Here is a 17,819-nt window from a genome sequence, read left to right on the forward strand (position 1 = left end):
TAAGTGTCCCCGTTTCTTTCAAGCGACCGGGGGATAGGCATGTTCATTCCCCCGGTGCCGCACGACTGAACCTTATGCCGTCGCAATCACGTTGGGTTCAAAGCTGTCTGCTCGTGCCATTTGCCACATGCGCGAATAAAACTCGCCATTGACTTCACCGGTCAATAACTCACCGGGCTTGAGGAAGACGTGTAATTGGGAGAACAGTTTGACTTCGGTTGCCGAGACTCGGCGTACCAAGTGCTTGGCTTGTAGCTGTGACGGGTGGTCCAGACCTGCCGCCGCCAGCATTTCCGCCAGCCCTTTGAGCGTGTTGCGATGGAAGTGGAACACCCGCTGCGCTTTGTCGGGCACCACCAGTGCGCGTTGGCGCAAGGGGTCTTGGGTGGCAACGCCGGTGGGGCATCGGTTGGTGTGGCACGACTGTGACTGAATGCAGCCGATGGCGAACATGAAGCCCCGCGCAGAGTTGGCCCAGTCCGCGCCGATGGCCAGCACGCTGGCGATGTCGAAGGCGCTGACGATTTTGCCGCTGGCGCCCAGTTTGATCTTGCTGCGCAGGTTCAGCCCCACCAGCGTGTTGTGCACGAACAGCAGCCCTTCGCGCATGGGCGCACCCATGTGGTCAGTGAATTCCACCGGGGCGGCGCCTGTGCCGCCTTCCTTGCCGTCGATCACGATAAAGTCCGGGAGGATGCCGGTTTCAAGCATCGCCTTGGCGATCCCCATGAACTCCCACGGGTGACCCAGACAGAATTTGAAGCCCACGGGTTTTCCCCCGGACAATTCGCGCAATTGGGCAATCCAGCGCATCAGCTCGATAGGGGTCGAAAACGCGCTGTGCCGCGACGGCGAAATGCAGTCTTCACCCATCATGATGCCGCGTGTTTCAGCGATCTCTTGCGTCACTTTGTCTTTAGGCAAGATCCCGCCATGGCCGGGTTTGGCGCCTTGGCTCATCTTGATTTCGATCATGCGCACTTGCGGGTTTTGCGCCTGGACGGCGAAGCGCTCCGGGTCGAAGCGCCCGTCGGCGGTGCGGCACCCAAAATAACCGCTGCCCAGTTCCCAGGTCAGGTCGCCGCCGTTTTCCCGGTGGTAAGGGCTGATACTGCCTTCGCCCGTGTCATGGGCAAAATTACCCAGCTTGGCGCCCTGGTTCAGTGCGCGGATCGCGTTGGCGCTGAGGGAGCCAAAGCTCATGGCCGAGATGTTGAACACCGACGCGGAGTACGGCTGGGTGCACTGCGGGCCGCCTACCATCACCCGAAAACTGGCCGGGTCGCTCAGCGGCGCAGGGCGCATGGAGTGGCCGATGAACTCGAAGCCCGACTGGTACACGTCAATCAGTGTGCCGAACGGTTTATCGGCACTTTCATTCTTGGCGCGGGAATAGACCAGCGAGCGTTGGGCGCGGGAGAAGGGCAGCGCATCGCTGTCGGACTCCAACAAATACTGGCGAATCTCCGGGCGGATGGTTTCAACCATGTAGCGGATGTTGCCCAGAATCGGGTAATTGCGGCGCACCGCGTGGGGTGTTTGCAGCAGGTCGAAAATACCGATCAGGCTCAACACCAGGGTGACCGCGGTAAACGGCCACAACCACTCGTGGTGCATGAACGGCAGGCTGGCAAGCGTGAATATCACGCAGAAGGCAAAAAACGCATAACGGCTCAACAGTGACAGGCTCATACGGTTTCCTGTTTCAGGCTTATTTGTTCAGTCAGGCCATTGCGCCTGAAGGGCTCGTCTTTAGCACGAGCGGGGACTCACGGTGCGGTCAGGCCCGGTACGACATGAATCTGCGCTCGCTCAGGCAGCGTTGAAACATGGCGTACTGACCCTTGGGACCCTCTCTTTAGCCTGGAGGTTTCCCCGGGGAGGTGCTTGCCCTGTATCAAGCAAGCGCCAGTACAGAAAGCAGACTCGCCATTGAACGAGATTTCGCAGGGCGCAGCATCCCGACGAAAGTCGTGGCGTGACCCCAAACAGCATCAATGACGGGGCTTTCAAGGACCTCACCATACAGACTGAAGCTGGCAGCGCGCTATCTGTGTCTTTTCGTCAGATGGCTGTCATGTGATCCTTCGCGCTCTTTCTGGTTAGTTGGCTGATTCTTGTGAGTTCTTCAGATATTTCCTGCGCTATCCCTCCCAACACCATTCGCATCGCGGCGGCCGTGCTGATCGGCCCTGACGGTCAGACCTTGCTGGTGCGCAAGCGCGGTACCCAAGCGTTCATGCAACCGGGTGGCAAAATCGATGCCCATGAGCAACCCATCGACGCGTTGGCCCGAGAGCTGGAAGAAGAGCTGGCGCTCACGATCGACCCGGCCCGTGCCACCTATTTGGGGCATTTTTGCGCGCCTGCGGTGAATGAACCGGGGTTTGAAGTGCAGGCCGAACTGTTTTTGCTGCACATCGATGCGGTCGTGGCCCCGGCTGCGGAGATCGAGGAAGTGCAGTGGATTGATCCGTGCGGGGACGGTGGCCTAACCCTGGCCCCTTTGACCCGTGATGTGATTTTGCCGTTCTACCGTCAGATTATTCCTGCCTGATCCCGACTGACTGCTGACAAGGACTGTCCCTGATGCCTGCCCATGATTTGCTGATGTTTGCCGCCGCGTGTCTGGTGATGGTGCTGACGCCCGGGCCGAACATGATCTACCTGATCTCACGTTCGATCTGTCAGGGTCGTAAGGCGGGCGTGACGTCGCTGCTGGGCGTGGTGGCCGGCTTTTTCGTGCACATGCTGGCGGCTGCGATCGGGCTTACGGCCGTGTTCCTCGCGGTTCCACTGGCCTATGAAGCCTTGAAGTGGGCAGGCGCGCTGTACCTCTTATGGATGGCCTGGCAAGCGGTGCGACCCGGCGCGCGCTCGCCGTTCGAAGCCCGGGAGTTGCTGCCGGATGCCCCGTCAAGGCAGGTTCTGATGGGGTTCTTGACCAGTGTGCTGAACCCCAAGGTGGCGATGTTCTACCTGTCGATTTTTCCGCAGTTCATCAGCCCGGAGCACGGTTCGCTGTTTATCCAAAGTATCCTGTTGGGCCTGACGCAAATCAGCGTCAGTTTCACCGTGAATCTGTTGATCGCATTGTTCGCTTCCGGCATTGCCGTCTGGTTCGTGCGCAACCCGCTGTGGTTGGCCGTGCAGCGTTATGTGATGGGCGGGGTGCTGGCTGCGCTGGCCGTGAGACTGATGCTTGAGCAACGAAAAACCGTATGACGTGGACCTGTAATGGCTATAGAACTGCTTAATCCTTCACACGCCAGGGCGTATCGCCAGCTTATGCTTGAGGCGTACGCACAGCACCCCGAGGCCTTTGTCTCTAGCATTACCCGTCGCGAAACAATGCCGCTGAGCTGGTGGCAATCGCAGCTGGATGACGAACTGAGCACGCTGTATGGCGCGTTTGTGGAGGGGCAGCTGGTGGGGGTTGTCGGTCTGGCGTTCGAACCCTGGGAAGACATGCAGCACAAGGCCACCTTGTTTGGCTTGTATGTGGGTGAACACTGCCGGGGGCAGGGGCTGGGCGAGCAGTTGGTGCAGGCCGTGTTGTCACTGGCTGAAGAAGAACCCGATCTCAACGTGATTGAGCTGACGGTGAGTGCGAACAGCCTCCCGGCATTGGCGCTGTACACCCGTTGCGGGTTTCAACAGTCGGGCCTGGAAGACTGCGCCATCAGGGTGGGCGAGGACTATTACGATCGGGTGCACATGCGCCGGCAGGTCAATCGACCGGATGACCCGGCAGGCGCAGCTGCATAGCTGCGCCCGGCGTCGACAGGTGCAGAGCGCATTTCAACGCACCGCGCTGACACCGTCCAGCGTCGAGAACGAGGTGTCCTTGGCAGTCAGCAGGAAGTCGCGCATGTAGGGCGCATCCAGCATGTCTGCCCGAATGGCTGCGTACAGCGTGGCGAACAAGCCTTTTTCCCCCAGGCGCTTGGCCTTTACATACCCCCGCGAGCTGTATTCATGCAGCGCCCAGTGCGGCATGCCGCAGACGCCGCGCCCGCTGGCGACCAGTTGCATCATCATGACGGTCAGCTCCGAGGTGCGCACTTGCGCGGGCTCCACGTCGGCGGGTTCCAGAAAGCGGGTGAAGATATCGAGGCGATCACGTTCCACCGGATAGGTAATCAACGTTTCGCTTTTCAGGTCGTCGGGCACGATAAACGGCTTGCTGGCCAACGGGTGCTGATTGGCCACTGCCAACATGGCTTCGTAGGTGAACAACGGCACATACGTCAGGCCCGCAATCTCCTGCGGGTCGGAAGTCACCACCAGGTCCAGGTCGCCTCGGGCCAGCGCCGGGAGCGGGGCGAAGGCAAACCCCGAGGCCAGATCGAGCTCCACCTCGGGCCATGCATCGCGGAACTGGTCGATGGTCGGCATCAGCCACTGAAAGCAGCTGTGGCATTCGATGGCCATGTGCAGGCGTCCGGCCGTGCCGCCCACCAGACGCGCGATATCACGCTCCGCGCTGCGCATCAGTGGCAGCATGGCGTCGGCCAGTTGCAACAGGCGTAAACCGGCACTGGTGAAGCGCACGGGTTTGGTTTTGCGCACGAACAACGGCATGCCCATGCGTTCTTCCAACTCTTTGAATTGATGAGACAACGCCGACTGGGTCAGGTGCAGGCGTTCTGCCGCTTCCACCAGGCTGTCGGATTCGCGCAAGGCGTGCAGGGTTTTGAGGTGACGAATTTCCAGCACGGGTGCTCCATGAGTAATTTTGATGATGAACACGAAAACGTTGAGTTTGTCTCATGTTGCACCGTCTGTCGATAATTGGGCCATTACTGACATGGAGGAATGCCGTCATGGCCCTGGCCCACAATCTTGGTTTCCCACGCATCGGCGCGGATCGCGAACTTAAAAAAGCCCTTGAAGCCTATTGGAAAGGCGACATCGACCACGCCGCGCTGCAAGCCGTGGGCCGTGAATTGCGCGCCAAACACTGGCAACTGCAAAAAGACGCGGGTATTGATCTGCTGCCCGTGGGCGATTTCGCCTGGTACGACCAGGTGCTGACTCATTCACTGACCTTCGGGGCGATCCCGGCGCGTTTCGCCAACACGCTGGACCACAACGGCCGCCCGACCCTGGACACCCTGTTCGCCATGGCCCGTGGCGCCAGCCACAGCTGCTGCGGCGGCGAACACAGCCAAGGCCAGTACGCTCAGGAACTGACCAAGTGGTTCGACACCAACTATCACTACCTGGTCCCGGAATTTACGCCGGATCAGCGCTTCGAGCTGAGCTGGAACGAACTGTTTGAGGAAGTCGATGAAGCGCTGGCGTTGGGCCACAAGGTCAAGCCCGTCATCATCGGTCCGCTGACGTATCTGTGGCTGGGCAAGGCCAAAGGCAACGCGTTCGACAAACTCGACCTGCTGGAAAACCTGCTGCCGGTGTACGCACAGATCCTTTCGCGCCTGGCTGAGCAAGGGGTGGAGTGGGTGCAGATCGACGAGCCGATCCTGTCGCTGGACTTGCCGCAAGCCTGGAAAAACGCCTTCGAACGCGCGTATCACATTCTTCAGTACTCGCCCCTGAAAAAACTGGTGGCGACTTACTTCAGCGGGCTGGAAGACAACCTCGGTCTGGCGGTCAGCCTGCCGGTGGAAGGGCTGCACGTTGATCTGGTGCGTGCTCAGGACCAGTTGCACGGGATTCTGGATCGCCTGCCGACCTATAAAGTGCTGTCGCTGGGACTGGTCAATGGTCGCAACGTGTGGCGCTGCGACCTGGAAAACGCCTTGGCGCAATTGCAACTGGCCGAAGAACGTTTTGGGGACAATGTGTGGGTCGCCGGTTCGTGCTCGCTGTTGCACAGCCCGGTGGACCTGGACCGCGAAACCCAACTGGACGCGGAGCTCAAAAGCTGGCTCGCCTTCGCCAAACAAAAATGCAGCGAAATCGCCGTGCTGCGTGACGCACTGAACATCCCGCAAGACCCAAAGGTGCAACTGGCGCTGGCCGAAAGCCGCGCGCTACAGCACAGTCGCGCCCACTCGCCGCGCATCCATAAACCGGCGGTGCAAGCGCGCCTGGAGGCCATCACGGCTGCTGACAGCCAGCGTCAATCGCCCTTTGCCGAACGTATCGAAGTGCAGCGTGCGCGCTTGAACCTGCCAGCGTTTCCGACCACAACCATCGGCTCCTTCCCGCAGACAGCTTCGATTCGTCTGGCGCGTCAGTCGTACAAACAGGGCAAGTTGTCGACCAGCGAATACACCGACGCCATGCACAGTGAAATCCGCAATGCCGTAGAGACTCAGGAGCGCCTCGGTCTGGACGTGCTGGTTCACGGGGAAGCCGAACGCAATGACATGGTCGAATACTTCGCCGAGCAACTGGACGGCTACGTGTTCACTCACTATGGCTGGGTGCAGAGCTACGGTTCGCGCTGCGTGAAACCGGCGATCATTTTTGGCGACCTGAGCCGCCCCAACGCCATGACCGTGGAGTGGATCACGTACGCCCAAGGCCTGACCGACAAAGTCATGAAGGGCATGCTGACCGGCCCTGTGACCATGTTGATGTGGTCATTCCCGCGCGAAGACGTGCCGCGCAACGTGCAAGCGCGACAATTGGCGCTGGCCATCCGTGACGAAGTGCTCGACCTGGAAAAAGCCGGTATCAAGATTGTGCAAATTGACGAAGCGGCGTTCCGCGAAGGTTTGCCGTTACGCCGCGCGCAGTGGCAGGAGTACCTGGACTGGGCGGTGGAAGCCTTCCGCCTGTGCGCCTCGGGCGTAGGTGACGAAACCCAGATCCACACCCACATGTGCTACAGCGAATTCAACGACGTGATCCAGTCGATTGCCGCGATGGATGCCGACGTGATAACCATCGAAACCTCGCGCTCGGACATGGAGTTGCTGGAGGCCTTTGAAGCGTTCGATTACCCGAACGACATTGGACCGGGGGTCTATGACATCCACTCGCCACGGGTGCCGGACACGGCGCAAATGGTCAAATTGCTGAGCAAGGCCGCGCAGCGCATCCCGGCAGAACGGTTGTGGGTCAACCCCGATTGCGGCCTCAAAACCCGCGCCTGGGCCGAGACCGAAGCCGCGTTGATCAACATGGTGGCCGCCGCCCGCAAGCTACGGGCTGAAGTGGCCTGACTTTAGCGGGCTATTTTTTCGACATGGATGTTCAGCTTTTTCAGTCGATACCAAAAGCTTCTTTCTGAAATACCGATCAATTGCGCCGCAGCCGCCTGCACGCCGTTGGCCTGTTGCAAGGCCGCCAGGATGTACGCTTTCTCGACCTCGGCCAAGGCGGCCTCAAGGTCCGGCGGCACGCTGGGGCCCAATTGCGGTACGGCGCCGTGTTGATTCGGTTGTGGGGTAAACAGGTACGGCGGCAAGTCGCTGTCTTCAATGGTCTGGCTGGTGGCCACGATGGTGGCGCGCTCAACGCAGTTTTGCAGTTCGCGGATGTTGCCCGGCCAGTTGTATTCGGCCATGGCCTGCAAGGCGTCGGGGCTGAAGCCGGTGATGCGTTTACCGGCCGTCGCGCCCAGGCTGTGGGCGAAGTGGCGGGCCAGCGGGGCAATGTCTTCCACACGCTCGCGCAAGGCGGGCAGCGGGATCGGGAACACATTCAGGCGGTAGTACAAGTCTTCGCGAAACTCTTTATTGGCCACGGCCTCCAGCAGATTTTTGTTGGTGGCCGCAATGACCCGCACGTCGACCTTGCGCTCGCGGGGATCTCCCACCGGCTCGATGACCCGCTCCTGCAGCGCGCGCAGAATCTTGGCTTGCAGCGCCAACGGCATGTCACCGACTTCATCGAGAAACAACGTGCCTTTGTCGGCCTGTAGAAAACGCCCGACACGGTCGGCTACGGCGCCGGTAAACGCGCCTTTGCGGTGGCCGAACATCTCGCTTTCAAGCAAACCTTCAGGAATCGCCGCACAGTTGACCGCGACAAACGGCTTGTCGGCGCGGCTGCCATGTTTGTGAATGGCGCGGGCGACCATCTCTTTGCCGGTGCCACTTTCGCCGGTCAGCAGAATGGTGGCGCTGCTGTCACGCACGGAGTCGATGGCCTGCAACACGCGGCGAAAGCTCGGGCTGTCACCGATCAGGCTATCAACGTGCTGATGTTCGTCCAGTTCTGCGCGCATGCGGGCGTTGTCGCGCAAGATGTCGCGAAATTGCAGGGCCTTGTTGACGGTGATGTCCAGCTCGTCAATGTCAAAGGGTTTGGCGATGTAGTCGTAGGCGCCATTGCGCATCGACTGGACGGCGTTTTTTACGGTGCTGTAGGCGGTCATCACAATCACGGGCAACTGCGGGTAGCGCTGTTTGACCTCGGCCAGCAATTGCGGGCCGTCCATGCCCGGCATGCGCCAGTCGCTGATCACCAGATCAATGTCTTGCTGTTCCAGGATCGCCAGCGCCTGCAAGCCATTGCCTGCCGTGAACACCTGTACATCGTTCTGGCTGAGTGCCGAACTGAGCAGGTCGCACAGCTTCGGTTCGTCGTCGACCACCAGCACGTTATGACTCATGACTCATCCCCTCCGTGGGCCGGAATATACAGATTGAAGGTGGCACCGGCGCCTTTGTCGCTGACGCATTCGATGCGGCCGTCGTGGCTGTCCATGATTGAGAACACCTTGGCCAGCCCCAGGCCTGTGCCCGAGGCTTTTGTCGTCACAAAGGGCGTGAAAATCCGCTCCATCATGTCGGGCGCAATGCCTTCGCCCGTGTCGGTAATGCTGATGACGGTGTAATCGTCTTCCTGCGCAATGCCGACGGTGAGGTGGCCGCCGTCGGGCATGGCGTCGATGGCGTTGATGATCAGGTTCAGGCACGCCTGCTTCAACTGCCGCGCATCGGCATACAAGGTGGCGCCGGGTGCCTGATCATCGATGCGGGCTTCAACGCGATGAGACTCAAGTTCGGGTTTGCAGAACCCCAGAATGTCCTCCACCAGAGGCCGTGCGGGCTGAACGCAGCGCACGGGCGCACGGGGTTTGGCGAAGTCGAGAAATTCGGTAATCAGGTCGTTGATGCGCGTGACTTCGCTGACCACGTACTCAAGGTGGCGCTTGTCGTTGTCGCCCAGGTCGGCGCGCCGGTGCAGCAATTGGGTGGCGGTTTTGATGATGCCCAGCGGGTTGCGGATTTCGTGGGCCAGGCCCATGGCCACTTCCCCCAGCGCGTGCAGGCGATCGCGGCGCCGCAGTTGCGCTTCGAGGTGATGCAGCTGACCCAAACGCACCGTCATGTGGTTGAAGGTGCTACTGAGCTCAGCCAGTTCATCGTTACCGGACACCGCCACGCGCTGGTTGTAATCCCCCGCCGTGACGGCGCGCACCCCTTCGGAAAGCGCCCGCAACGGGCGTGTCAGGCGTTCGGAAACCAGCCAGCCAACCGTCAGCGAGAGTACCGAGCCGAGCAGGAAAATAAGCACAAACAGGTTGGTCTGGTTGACCAGCCCTACGAGGCTGGTGTGGCGCAGCAGGCCGCTGTAAATCACGCCTTGCAGTTCGCCAGTGTCGTTCAGGATCGGCCAGTACAAACCGCTGTAGCGGCTGGTGAACTGTTCGCTGGGCAGTTTGGTGTCGCGCAGGGTTTGCTCAATGGCCTGAGGCACCGTAGGTTGGCGGTCTTCAAAGCGCTGGCTGGAGAAAATCTCGGCAAAGCCGCTGGGGTTGTGCAGATAGAGCCGTAAATCGAGCGAGTGGACTTCGGCCACGCTGGTCAGGAAGCTGCTGTCCATGTAGGTCGCGACCAATAATTGGTAATCCACACCGTCCTGAGTGGTAGGGAACGTCGAGACGACGGTGCCAGTCGGCACTTCGCCTACCTTGATGGTCTGCAACACCGCGTTCGGCGCCAGACTGATCTGATCGACAATGTTGTCGCTGGCGGTGCTGAACACCACTTTGTGGTCACTGTCGCGAATCAGGGCGACCACATCGATACCCAAGGCATCGGCAATGTCGGCGGTCAGCCGTTCGTGGCGAATGACTGTTCGGTCGGTCTGCGGGTGCGTGTATTGCAAGAACAGCTTGGCCACTCGGGCGTTGTCCGCGAGGATTTCGCTGATCTCATCCTTGACAATCTTGGTCGACTCTTGCAGCCAGACCCGCACGTTGCTGTCGAAAATCTGTGACAGCGTGGTGGCGGCCAGTTCGGCGGCGATCATGGTCGGGATGACGCTCACCAGCCAGAAGGCCAGCACCAGTTTGCGTTGCACGGTCCAGCGCGAGACCTTGAACGGTTGCGGGGGGCGCGATGCGTCGGACGTGGTCGGCATTAGGACTCGCTTATAGCGGCGGCCATGGCAGGGTCATGGCGGTCAGGGCGGATGAACAGTTTGACCAGTTTGAGCGCGTTATTGATCAGCCGGTTGCGATGACGAAAAAACAGTGTGTTGCCTTCAAACGTGCAGCCCAGGCGAATCTTGCTGGCGTAACCGGCTTGCCCGCATTCGTACAGCCCGATGCCATTACGGATGCAGTAGTCGACGTTCACCAGCCAGCTCCTGAAATACAGGTTGTATTCGCGGGTCAGCGCCAGGTCGTGGCCGAAAAACTTGTCGATCAACCGGTGCTCATCGAGCAGCACCAGATTAAAGGCCACCAGCGTGTCATCGATCCAGTACAGCGCGCACAGGGCCCGGTCACCCAGTTGCTGGAGGATACCCGTGAAATACGCGGAGGGTAAGCGCTCCCATTGCAGGTCGCTGCGCGCCAGCGAGGCTTCGTACAAACGCATGACGTCGGGCAGCACGTCGTCGATGTGGCTGCGCCACTCGACCTGCGGCCCCGGCGCGCGCCATTTGCGGCGCATGTCTTTGCGGGTGGATTTGCCCAGCGACCCCAAGTAACCGTCGACCGAGTCAAACGGCACAGGCAGCAGCGCGCTCGGCAAGCTGGGCATGGACTGAAACCCGGCGCCTTTGCAGCTGTTTGCCCAATCGTCGTCATGGCTCGGCACGTCCTTGACTGCCATCAGGCCGATGCCCAGCGCGCGGGCATCCTGTTGCGCGAGGGTCAGCAAGCGGCCTAACAGCGCGGGGCGCTGTGACGGGGTGATGTGGCGGGCGGTGCCGGCGCGGCATTGTTCGGTGACCGGCGAGCCGATGGCATACAGCGGTAATTGCATCAGCCCCGGCAGCACTCGATTGAGTGCTTCGGTAAAACGCTTGCCAACCCCTTGCACAGTGGTGTCAAGGCGATAGCAGGTGGTGAAGGCGGTGGCGACGGCAATCAGGGTCGGGCCTTCAAACAGCGTCAGGTAACGCCAGTTGAATCCCTCAATGCCGGCCTTTTCTACCGCCACGATGTAATCCCAATCCTCCAGCGCGTCTGGAAAACACTCATTCCAGGCGTCGCGTTCGATGGCCTGAATCGATGAAAAGGCGTGGGCTTCAATCATGTGGCGTCCTTGTTGTCAGGCCTGTTGCGCGTACGGCGCGGCGGCCTCTGAAACGGCGCTGTGGTTTCTCACGAAATCAACGCTTAACTCGATCACGCGCCGGTATTGCAAGTCGACGGTAATCATGTGGTAACAGTTGTCGAGCAGCACCTTAGTCACCGGGCCGCCCAGGCGACGTTCGACATAATCGGCATTCCAGCGGCTGGTGATGTCGTCTTCACGGGAATGAATCACCAGCGCGGGCGTCATCACCTTAGGCATGGCGCGTTTGACTGCCGCGATCAGGCGATGCAACTCGCGCACGCTGACGCCCGACATGGTCAACAGCCCGGCATGACTGCTTTCGCCTGCTTTCATCTGGCGTTCAACGATGGCGCGCAAACGCGGGTCTTTGATCCCGTAGGGCGGTGTTTCGTTGAAGCGACACAGGTGCACGCCGAACGGAATCGCCATCAGCAGCGGTGTCAATACCGCCGCTTTTGGCATGTTCCAGCCGTCGTAGCGCAGGGTCGTGGAATACAGCAGCAAACCCGTGACCTGCCCAGGGTGTTCGGCGGCCAGGTGCATCGACATCACCGCGCCCATGGACAGCCCACCGACAAACACCTGAGCGTGTTTTTGGCGAATGCCGACAAAGGTGTTGCGGGCGCTGGCGTACCAGTCTTGCCAGCCCGTGGCTTGCAAATCGGCGTTGTCGCCGCAATGCCCGGCCAGCGTCGGGACGTACACCGTACAGCCCTCTTTGGCCAGGCCCATGGCCACCCGACGCAACTCTGTCGGGGTGCCGGTCAAGCCGTGGATCAACAACACCGCGACCTCACCGGTGCCGATCACGAAACCGGCGTCGCCTTCACCCAGGTCGATGGCGCCTGTCAGTGAAACGGCCGCGTTCACCGCTGCATGGCCCGGTGCAGCAGGCGGTCGAGCAGGGCGATGCCGAGGTCGATTTCTGCGTAGCTGATTTCCAGCGACGGGGCCAGGGTGATGACGTTTTTGTAGTAGCCGCCCACGTCCAGAATCAGGCCCAGACGTTTGCCATCGATGTCGATGTCGCCCTTCATGCCTTCTTCCACCATGTAGTCCAGGGTCGCCTTGTCCGGGGTAAAGCCGTCCGGGCCGCAGATTTCGCAGCGCAACGCTAGCCCCAGGCCGTCCACGTCCCCGATGATCGGGTAACGCTTTTGCAGGTCCTGCAACCCGGCCAGGAAGTACTTGCCCTTGGCCATGACCATCGCGCCGTAATCGACTTCGTGGGTCATCTTGAACATCTCCAGGCCCACGGCTGTGCCCAGCGGGTTGGAGGCGAAGGTGGAGTGGGTGGAGCCTGGCGGGAATACCGTCGGGTTGATCAGCTCTTCGCGGGCCCAAATGCCGCCCAGCGGGTTGAGGCCGTTGGTCAACGCTTTGCCGAATACGATCACGTCGGGTTTGACGTCGAAGTGCTCAATCGACCACAGCTTGCCGGTGCGCCAAAAGCCCATCTGGATTTCATCGACCACCATCAAGATGCCGTGCTGATCCAGCACGTGCTTGAGCTCGCTGTAGAAGTTCATCGGGGGGATGACGTAGCCGCCAGTGCCCTGAATCGGCTCGACGTAAAACGCGGCGTATTCGCTCTGGCCGACTTTCGGGTCCCACACGCCGTTGTATTCCGTCTCAAACAAACGGGCGAATTGCTGCACGCAATGGCTGCCGTATTCTTCCTTGGTCATGCCCTTCGGCCCACGGAAGTGGTACGGGAACGGAATAAAGTTGGCGCGCTCGCCAAAGTGGCCATAGCGGCGACGGTAGCGGTAGCTGGACGTGATCGAGGACGCGCCGAGGGTACGCCCGTGGTAGCCGCCTTCGAACGCGAACATCAGGCTTTTGCCGTTGCTGGCGTTGCGCACCACTTTCAACGAGTCTTCGATGGACTGCGAACCGCCCACGTTGAAGTGCACACGGCCGTCCAGACCGAACTTGTTTTTGGCATCGACGGCGATGCACTCCGACAACTCGATTTTGCCCTTGTGCAGGTACTGGCTGGCGATTTGCGGCAGGGTGTCGATTTGCTGTTTCAGCGCGTTGTTCAGGCGCGGGTTGGCGTACCCGAAGTTGACCGCCGAGTACCACATTTGCAGGTCGAGGTAGGCTTGATCTTCGGTGTCCCAAACGTAGGAACCTTCGCAGCGGCTGAAAATACGCGGGGGCTCAATGTAGTGAACGGTGTCGCCGTAAGAGCAGTATTTGGCTTCTTTTTCCAGAAGGATCTGGTCTTCAGGGGTGGCGATTCGGATGTCAGACATGGTTGAAGAGTTCCTGCTGTTCACGAGAAAAGTGGGGGGCGTTGGCGGCATGGTTCGGCAATTGGGCGAGCAAGGCGGGCAGTTCAGCGAACGAATCGAAGCGCGCGTATGGAATGCCATTGCGCTCGCAATGGTCGGCCAGGCTGTCCTTGGCAAACACAAAGTCGGCTTTGGCGGCCACGCACATGTCTGAGCGACCGTCACCGATCACCAGCACGCGTTTGCCTGCGGGGGTGGAGGCGCATTTGCAATTACCCGAGGCCGCGCGGCATGCGTCGCTGGCGTAGGGGAAATCGATGCGCCAGCTGTGCTGGTCGACCTGACGCAGCCGATTGGCAAGGATCGGCAGCAAGGTCACGTAGTGACGGGCCAGAATCCGTGCGATGCCTTGTTCGATGCCGTCACTGACGACTTCGAGGGAGGCGCCCCGTGCAATGATGTGATCGACGAAATCCGGGAAGTCCGGGTCGATCTCAACGCTGTCGAAATAGGCCAGCAATTGCGCGGGTGACGCGTTGACCAGTGACAGTTGGCGGCTCAGGCATTCCCGCGAGCCAATCTCGCCCTGCACCCATTGCGCTTCAATGGCTTGCCAGCTCGGGTCGGCGAAGCGCTGAAGAATGTTGTCGATGACGTCAGTCCGGGTGATGGTCCCGTCGAAGTCACACACGATATGCCATTGCATCATCTGCGTTGTCCTGTGGAGGAGGTGCGCACAGTGCGCTTGCAACAGGGGATTGCATTGACTGTGCCAACCTGCGCACGCCCGGCGGGCCGGGGCTTTGAGCGAGACGGGGGTTCAGCGGGGGGGTGGAAGCTACAATTTTTGTAGGTTGCTACAAACAACATCAGTGCTTGCGCATGGTGGGCAAAACAGGGATTGATGCGCGCCTGAACCTCCACGGAACCCCTGAGATGAAAACGCCCTTGCCTGCTGTTTTGCTGTTTGTCCTGTTCGGTTCGGTGGGGGTGTTCGCCGCCGATGGCCCAACTGGCGAGATCGGTGCAGGTGTGGGTTATCAGCCTTATGACCCGAGCGCCAGCCGTTATGAAACCGTGCCGTTGCCGTATGTCGATGTGGAGTGGGGCGATGTCAGCCTGGACACTGAGGATGGCCTGAGCTGGCGTGCGCTCCAGGCGGGCGACTGGACGGTGGGGCCGTTCGTTAACTACCTGCCGGGGCGTGATGCCAACGGCTCGTTGCGTGGTTTGCGCGATGTCTCGGACATGGCCCAACTGGGCGGTTTTGTGCAGTACAGCCCGGCCGAATTCTGGCGGGTGTACGCCAAGCTGGGGCAAGCGGTGGGCGGCGCAGGCGGTCAGTCCGGGTGATGGTCCCGTCGAAGTCACACACGATATGCCATTGCATCATCTGCGTTGTCCTGTGGAGGAGGTGCGCACAGTGCGCTTGCAACAGGGGATTGCATTGACTGTGCCAACCTGCGCACGCCCGGCGGGCCGGGGCTTTGAGCGAGACGGGGGTTCAGCGGGGGGGTGGAAGCTACAATTTTTGTAGGTTGCTACAAACAACATCAGTGCTTGCGCATGGTGGGCAAAACAGGGATTGATGCGCGCCTGAACCTCCACGGAACCCCTGAGATGAAAACGCCCTTGCCTGCTGTTTTGCTGTTTGTCCTGTTCGGTTCGGTGGGGGTGTTCGCCGCCGATGGCCCAACTGGCGAGATCGGTGCAGGTGTGGGTTATCAGCCTTATGACCCGAGCGCCAGCCGTTATGAAACCGTGCCGTTGCCGTATGTCGATGTGGAGTGGGGCGATGTCAGCCTGGACACTGAGGATGGCCTGAGCTGGCGTGCGCTCCAGGCGGGCGACTGGACGGTGGGGCCGTTCGTTAACTACCTGCCGGGGCGTGATGCCAACGGCTCGTTGCGTGGTTTGCGCGATGTCTCGGACATGGCCCAACTGGGCGGTTTTGTGCAGTACAGCCCGGCCGAATTCTGGCGGGTGTACGCCAAGCTGGGGCAAGCGGTGGGCGGCGCAGGCGGTCAGGGCGGGGTGCTGGGGCAAGTCGGTGGCGAGTTGGGCTACCCACTGGGGAAAGGGATTATTGGCAGCAGCCAGTTAGCCGCTCATTTCGCAGACGGGCGTCAGACCTCAACGTTTTTTGGTGTCAGCAGCCGTGAAGCGCAAGTGTCAGGCATCGGCGCGTACAAGGCCAGCGGCGGGTTCCAGCAGATCAGCCTGACCCAGAACCTTGAGTTCCCGCTGGCCGCGCACTGGTCGCTGGTGGCCAGTGCCAGCTGGATGCACCTGCTGGGATCGGCCGCGGACAGCAGCATCGTCAAAGAACGGGGCGAGGTGAACCAGGGCAGCGTGCAGACGGCCATCAGTTATACATTCTGACCCTGCTGCCGCCCTGTGCGCAGGCGGATCAATGCTCAGGTTCACCGTCGGCCAGCAGGGCGATGCCGATTATGATCACGGCCACACCCACCCAGTGCAGCACACTGATGTGTTCCCCCAGTCCGAGCCACGAGCCGAGCAAGACGCCGACGAACACCAGCGAACTCAACGGGAATGCCAGCGACAAACTGCTGCGGCGCAGAATCAGCATCCACACGAAAAACGCCCCGATGTAGCAGGCAATGGCGACCCACACGCCGGGGTTCATCATCACCGCGTGGAGCCATTGCAGGCTGAAGTCCATCTGTCCCAGTTGGTCGCCGCCCACTTTGGTGGCGATCTGCCCACTGCTTTCCAGCGCAATCAGCAGCGCCCACAGCACAACGGTGCCCAACCGCCCGTGAAGCCAACCGTCTGCGGCAGTGCTCAGGGTGTTTTCAGATTGCATGTTCAACTCCTCAGGTCCCGGCGATGCAGACCAGCATCACGCCAACGGTAATCACCAGTGTGCCCAGCCAGCGGCGCCGACTGACGTGTTCGCCGAGCAGCACGCTGCCAGCGAACACCACGCCGCAATACGCCAGGGCTGCGGCGGGAAACAACAGACTCAAGGGCGCGCGCGACAGCGCTTCCAGCCAGACGAAAAACTCGATCACGTAGGCGGCGATCCCGGCCCACAGCATCGGTGCGTTAAATACTTGTGCCCAGAAGGCATTGAGGCGGAACCCGCCTTCCAGCTCAGGCAAGCGGTCGAGGCCGACCTTGAAACACAGCTGCCCGATCACATCGAGCACGATGGAAAACGCCACCAGCGCAATCACGATCAGGGTCACGGAAAAAGCTCCTCAAACAGTGTGATCAATGCCTCGTTGGTGTGGGCATTGCGCAGCAGGTCCTGCTCGCTCCAACGCTGCGGCGGGGGCTGGTCGGATTTCGCCTCCCAGCGTTTGAGCCAGTTGCGGTGCGGGGCCTTGGCAAACTCGCCGCACACGTCGATCCCCAGTACACGTGTGCGTGCGGCCAAGGCGCGGATGGCGTGCAGCAAGTGGTTCAGGCGCATGCCGCCTTGATCCCAGTTGGTGGCGGCGTCTTCACTGGCTAGCACGTCTTTGTCGATCGTGATCCACACCGCCCCGGTGGGCAGGTCGTCGATCAGGGCGTCGATAAACGCGGGCCAGTCCTCGTCCACAAGGTTGCGCCAGTGCAGCAGGTTTTCATGTTGCTTATGGCCCGGCCCATCGCCGATGCGGCCCCAGACTTGAGTGGGTGCGTGCTGCCACGGGAACAGTTGCAAGTGCCCGCGTTGCAGGGCGCCCAGATTGCCGCCCTTGATTTGCGGGTTTTCCAGGTCATCGCTGCACGGTCCCAGGGTGATGATGCGCGCAATGTCGGGCATTTCGAGCGCACGATTGACCCAGGAACCGCAATGGCGCTTGGGCGCCAGGCGCACCCAGTCGGGGTGATTGTCAAAGTGGATCAGGCTGACGGGCTCCGGCAAATCGCTGAGCAATGCCGGGGTCAGGTGGTGATAGTCGCCGGAACCGACAAAGAACAGTTCAGGTCGGTGCGCCGGGCGCGGCGGTCGTTTTTTCAACTGCTGCACGAAGCGCCGGTAGGTGCGCTCGGTGGACCATAACCGCAGTTGCGGGCCTAGCGCCAGCAGGTCAAAGCGCGTGGCGCGGCCATCCAGCAGCCGCTCAGCGATGGCGGGTTGCGCCGTCAGACTGGAATCGAGATCGAGAATGTTCAACGTCAGCTT

At 60.7% G+C, this 17,819-nt stretch carries 16 protein-coding genes and 1 pseudogene; 6 read left to right on the forward strand and 11 right to left on the reverse strand.

Annotated features, from left to right (window positions below):
* Positions 1 to 72: 72 nt before the first annotated feature.
* A complete protein-coding gene (locus tag V6F78_RS21500; protein ID WP_094991388.1) occupies positions 73 to 1,692 on the reverse strand; it encodes an FMN-binding glutamate synthase family protein in 1,620 nt (539 codons plus the stop codon).
* Between the two features lie 427 nt (positions 1,693 to 2,119).
* Here V6F78_RS21500 and V6F78_RS21505 point away from each other — a divergent pair, with 427 nt between their 5' ends.
* Genes V6F78_RS21505 through V6F78_RS21515 form a run of 3 tightly spaced genes read left to right on the forward strand, consistent with a single transcriptional unit; the run spans position 2,120 to position 3,768 of the window.
* Positions 2,120 to 2,557, forward strand: a complete 438-nt coding sequence (locus tag V6F78_RS21505; RefSeq protein WP_080963763.1) for an NUDIX hydrolase — start codon at positions 2,120 to 2,122, stop codon at positions 2,555 to 2,557.
* A 29-nt stretch (positions 2,558 to 2,586) separates the two neighbouring features.
* Positions 2,587 to 3,225, forward strand: coding sequence for a LysE family translocator (locus V6F78_RS21510; protein ID WP_047292442.1), 639 nt, complete (start codon positions 2,587 to 2,589; stop codon positions 3,223 to 3,225).
* A 12-nt stretch (positions 3,226 to 3,237) separates the two neighbouring features.
* Positions 3,238 to 3,768, forward strand: coding sequence for a GNAT family N-acetyltransferase (locus V6F78_RS21515; RefSeq protein WP_047292444.1), 531 nt, complete (start codon positions 3,238 to 3,240; stop codon positions 3,766 to 3,768).
* A gap of 33 nt (positions 3,769 to 3,801) precedes the next feature.
* Here V6F78_RS21515 and metR read toward each other — a convergent pair whose 3' ends face one another.
* Positions 3,802 to 4,719: a transcriptional regulator MetR gene (gene metR, locus V6F78_RS21520; protein ID WP_047273951.1), complete on the reverse strand. Its 918-nt coding sequence runs from the start codon at positions 4,717 to 4,719 to the stop codon at positions 3,802 to 3,804.
* 107 nt (positions 4,720 to 4,826) lie between these two features.
* On the opposite strand from metR, the gene metE reads away from it, so the two are divergent.
* Positions 4,827 to 7,139: a 5-methyltetrahydropteroyltriglutamate--homocysteine S-methyltransferase gene (gene metE / locus V6F78_RS21525; RefSeq protein ID WP_047292445.1), complete on the forward strand. Its 2,313-nt coding sequence runs from the start codon at positions 4,827 to 4,829 to the stop codon at positions 7,137 to 7,139.
* Positions 7,140 to 7,141: 2 nt separating this feature from the next.
* Here the strand turns inward: metE and V6F78_RS21530 are convergent, their stop codons facing one another.
* The 6 genes from V6F78_RS21530 to V6F78_RS21555 are packed head-to-tail and all read right to left on the reverse strand — an operon-like array spanning position 7,142 to position 14,387.
* Positions 7,142 to 8,533 (reverse strand): sigma-54-dependent transcriptional regulator, encoded by a 1,392-nt coding sequence (locus V6F78_RS21530; RefSeq protein WP_047292447.1) that lies wholly within the window; start codon positions 8,531 to 8,533, stop codon positions 7,142 to 7,144.
* Complete coding sequence (locus V6F78_RS21535; RefSeq protein ID WP_094991392.1) at positions 8,530 to 10,290, reverse strand: sensor histidine kinase; 1,761 nt, start codon at positions 10,288 to 10,290, stop codon at positions 8,530 to 8,532. The genes V6F78_RS21530 and V6F78_RS21535 overlap by 4 nt, the downstream gene beginning before the upstream one ends.
* Entirely contained in the window at positions 10,290 to 11,414 is a 1,125-nt protein-coding gene (locus V6F78_RS21540; protein ID WP_332728220.1) for a GNAT family N-acetyltransferase, read from the reverse strand. The genes V6F78_RS21535 and V6F78_RS21540 overlap by 1 nt, the downstream gene beginning before the upstream one ends.
* A gap of 15 nt (positions 11,415 to 11,429) precedes the next feature.
* Positions 11,430 to 12,308, reverse strand: coding sequence for an alpha/beta hydrolase (locus tag V6F78_RS21545; RefSeq protein ID WP_047292452.1), 879 nt, complete (start codon positions 12,306 to 12,308; stop codon positions 11,430 to 11,432).
* Positions 12,305 to 13,699: an aspartate aminotransferase family protein gene (locus V6F78_RS21550; protein WP_047278740.1), complete on the reverse strand. Its 1,395-nt coding sequence runs from the start codon at positions 13,697 to 13,699 to the stop codon at positions 12,305 to 12,307. The genes V6F78_RS21545 and V6F78_RS21550 overlap by 4 nt, the downstream gene beginning before the upstream one ends.
* Entirely contained in the window at positions 13,692 to 14,387 is a 696-nt protein-coding gene (locus tag V6F78_RS21555) for an MtnX-like HAD-IB family phosphatase (RefSeq protein WP_169838934.1), read from the reverse strand. The genes V6F78_RS21550 and V6F78_RS21555 overlap by 8 nt, the downstream gene beginning before the upstream one ends.
* A 227-nt stretch (positions 14,388 to 14,614) precedes the next feature.
* Between V6F78_RS21555 and V6F78_RS21560 the strand changes: the two are divergent.
* Together V6F78_RS21560 and V6F78_RS21565 are read left to right on the forward strand one after the other, a co-directional pair.
* Positions 14,615 to 15,028 (forward strand): annotated as a pseudogene (locus tag V6F78_RS21560) (MipA/OmpV family protein); the annotation flags it as partial.
* 270 nt (positions 15,029 to 15,298) lie between these two features.
* On the forward strand, positions 15,299 to 16,060 hold the full coding sequence (locus V6F78_RS21565; protein WP_332728223.1) for a MipA/OmpV family protein: 762 nt from the start codon (positions 15,299 to 15,301) through the stop codon (positions 16,058 to 16,060).
* A gap of 28 nt (positions 16,061 to 16,088) precedes the next feature.
* On the opposite strand, the gene V6F78_RS21570 is transcribed toward V6F78_RS21565, so the two are convergent.
* From V6F78_RS21570 to V6F78_RS21580, 3 genes are read right to left on the reverse strand one after another with little or no spacing between them, the layout of a single operon-like run.
* Positions 16,089 to 16,508 (reverse strand): EamA family transporter, encoded by a 420-nt coding sequence (locus V6F78_RS21570; RefSeq protein WP_047292457.1) that lies wholly within the window; start codon positions 16,506 to 16,508, stop codon positions 16,089 to 16,091.
* Positions 16,509 to 16,518: 10 nt separating this feature from the next.
* A complete protein-coding gene (locus V6F78_RS21575) occupies positions 16,519 to 16,893 on the reverse strand; it encodes an EamA family transporter (protein ID WP_047292459.1) in 375 nt (124 codons plus the stop codon).
* On the reverse strand, positions 16,890 to 17,810 hold the full coding sequence (locus tag V6F78_RS21580) for an arginase (protein ID WP_332728226.1): 921 nt from the start codon (positions 17,808 to 17,810) through the stop codon (positions 16,890 to 16,892). Before V6F78_RS21580 ends, V6F78_RS21575 begins: the two co-directional genes overlap by 4 nt.
* Positions 17,811 to 17,819 lie beyond the last annotated feature (9 nt).

The organism is Pseudomonas sp. ESBL9, from assembly GCF_036668715.1.
GTDB classification, from domain to species: Bacteria; Pseudomonadota; Gammaproteobacteria; order Pseudomonadales; family Pseudomonadaceae; genus Aquipseudomonas; species Aquipseudomonas lundensis.

What these genes read in the sequence shown, in the direction of transcription:
- V6F78_RS21565 (WP_332728223.1), top strand. Translation starts at nt 15,299, where the DNA reads ATGAAAACGCCCTTGCCTGCTGTTTTGCTGTTTGTCCTGTTCGGTTCG.
- V6F78_RS21515 (WP_047292444.1), top strand. Translation starts at nt 3,238, where the DNA reads ATGGCTATAGAACTGCTTAATCCTTCACACGCCAGGGCGTATCGCCAG.
- V6F78_RS21555 (WP_169838934.1), bottom strand. Translation starts at nt 14,387, where the DNA reads ATGATGCAATGGCATATCGTGTGTGACTTCGACGGGACCATCACCCGG.
- V6F78_RS21540 (WP_332728220.1), bottom strand. Translation starts at nt 11,414, where the DNA reads ATGATTGAAGCCCACGCCTTTTCATCGATTCAGGCCATCGAACGCGAC.
- V6F78_RS21535 (WP_094991392.1), bottom strand. Translation starts at nt 10,290, where the DNA reads ATGCCGACCACGTCCGACGCATCGCGCCCCCCGCAACCGTTCAAGGTC.
- V6F78_RS21570 (WP_047292457.1), bottom strand. Translation starts at nt 16,508, where the DNA reads ATGCAATCTGAAAACACCCTGAGCACTGCCGCAGACGGTTGGCTTCAC.
- V6F78_RS21500 (WP_094991388.1), bottom strand. Translation starts at nt 1,692, where the DNA reads ATGAGCCTGTCACTGTTGAGCCGTTATGCGTTTTTTGCCTTCTGCGTG.
- metE (WP_047292445.1), top strand. Translation starts at nt 4,827, where the DNA reads ATGGCCCTGGCCCACAATCTTGGTTTCCCACGCATCGGCGCGGATCGC.
- V6F78_RS21550 (WP_047278740.1), bottom strand. Translation starts at nt 13,699, where the DNA reads ATGTCTGACATCCGAATCGCCACCCCTGAAGACCAGATCCTTCTGGAA.
- V6F78_RS21530 (WP_047292447.1), bottom strand. Translation starts at nt 8,533, where the DNA reads ATGAGTCATAACGTGCTGGTGGTCGACGACGAACCGAAGCTGTGCGAC.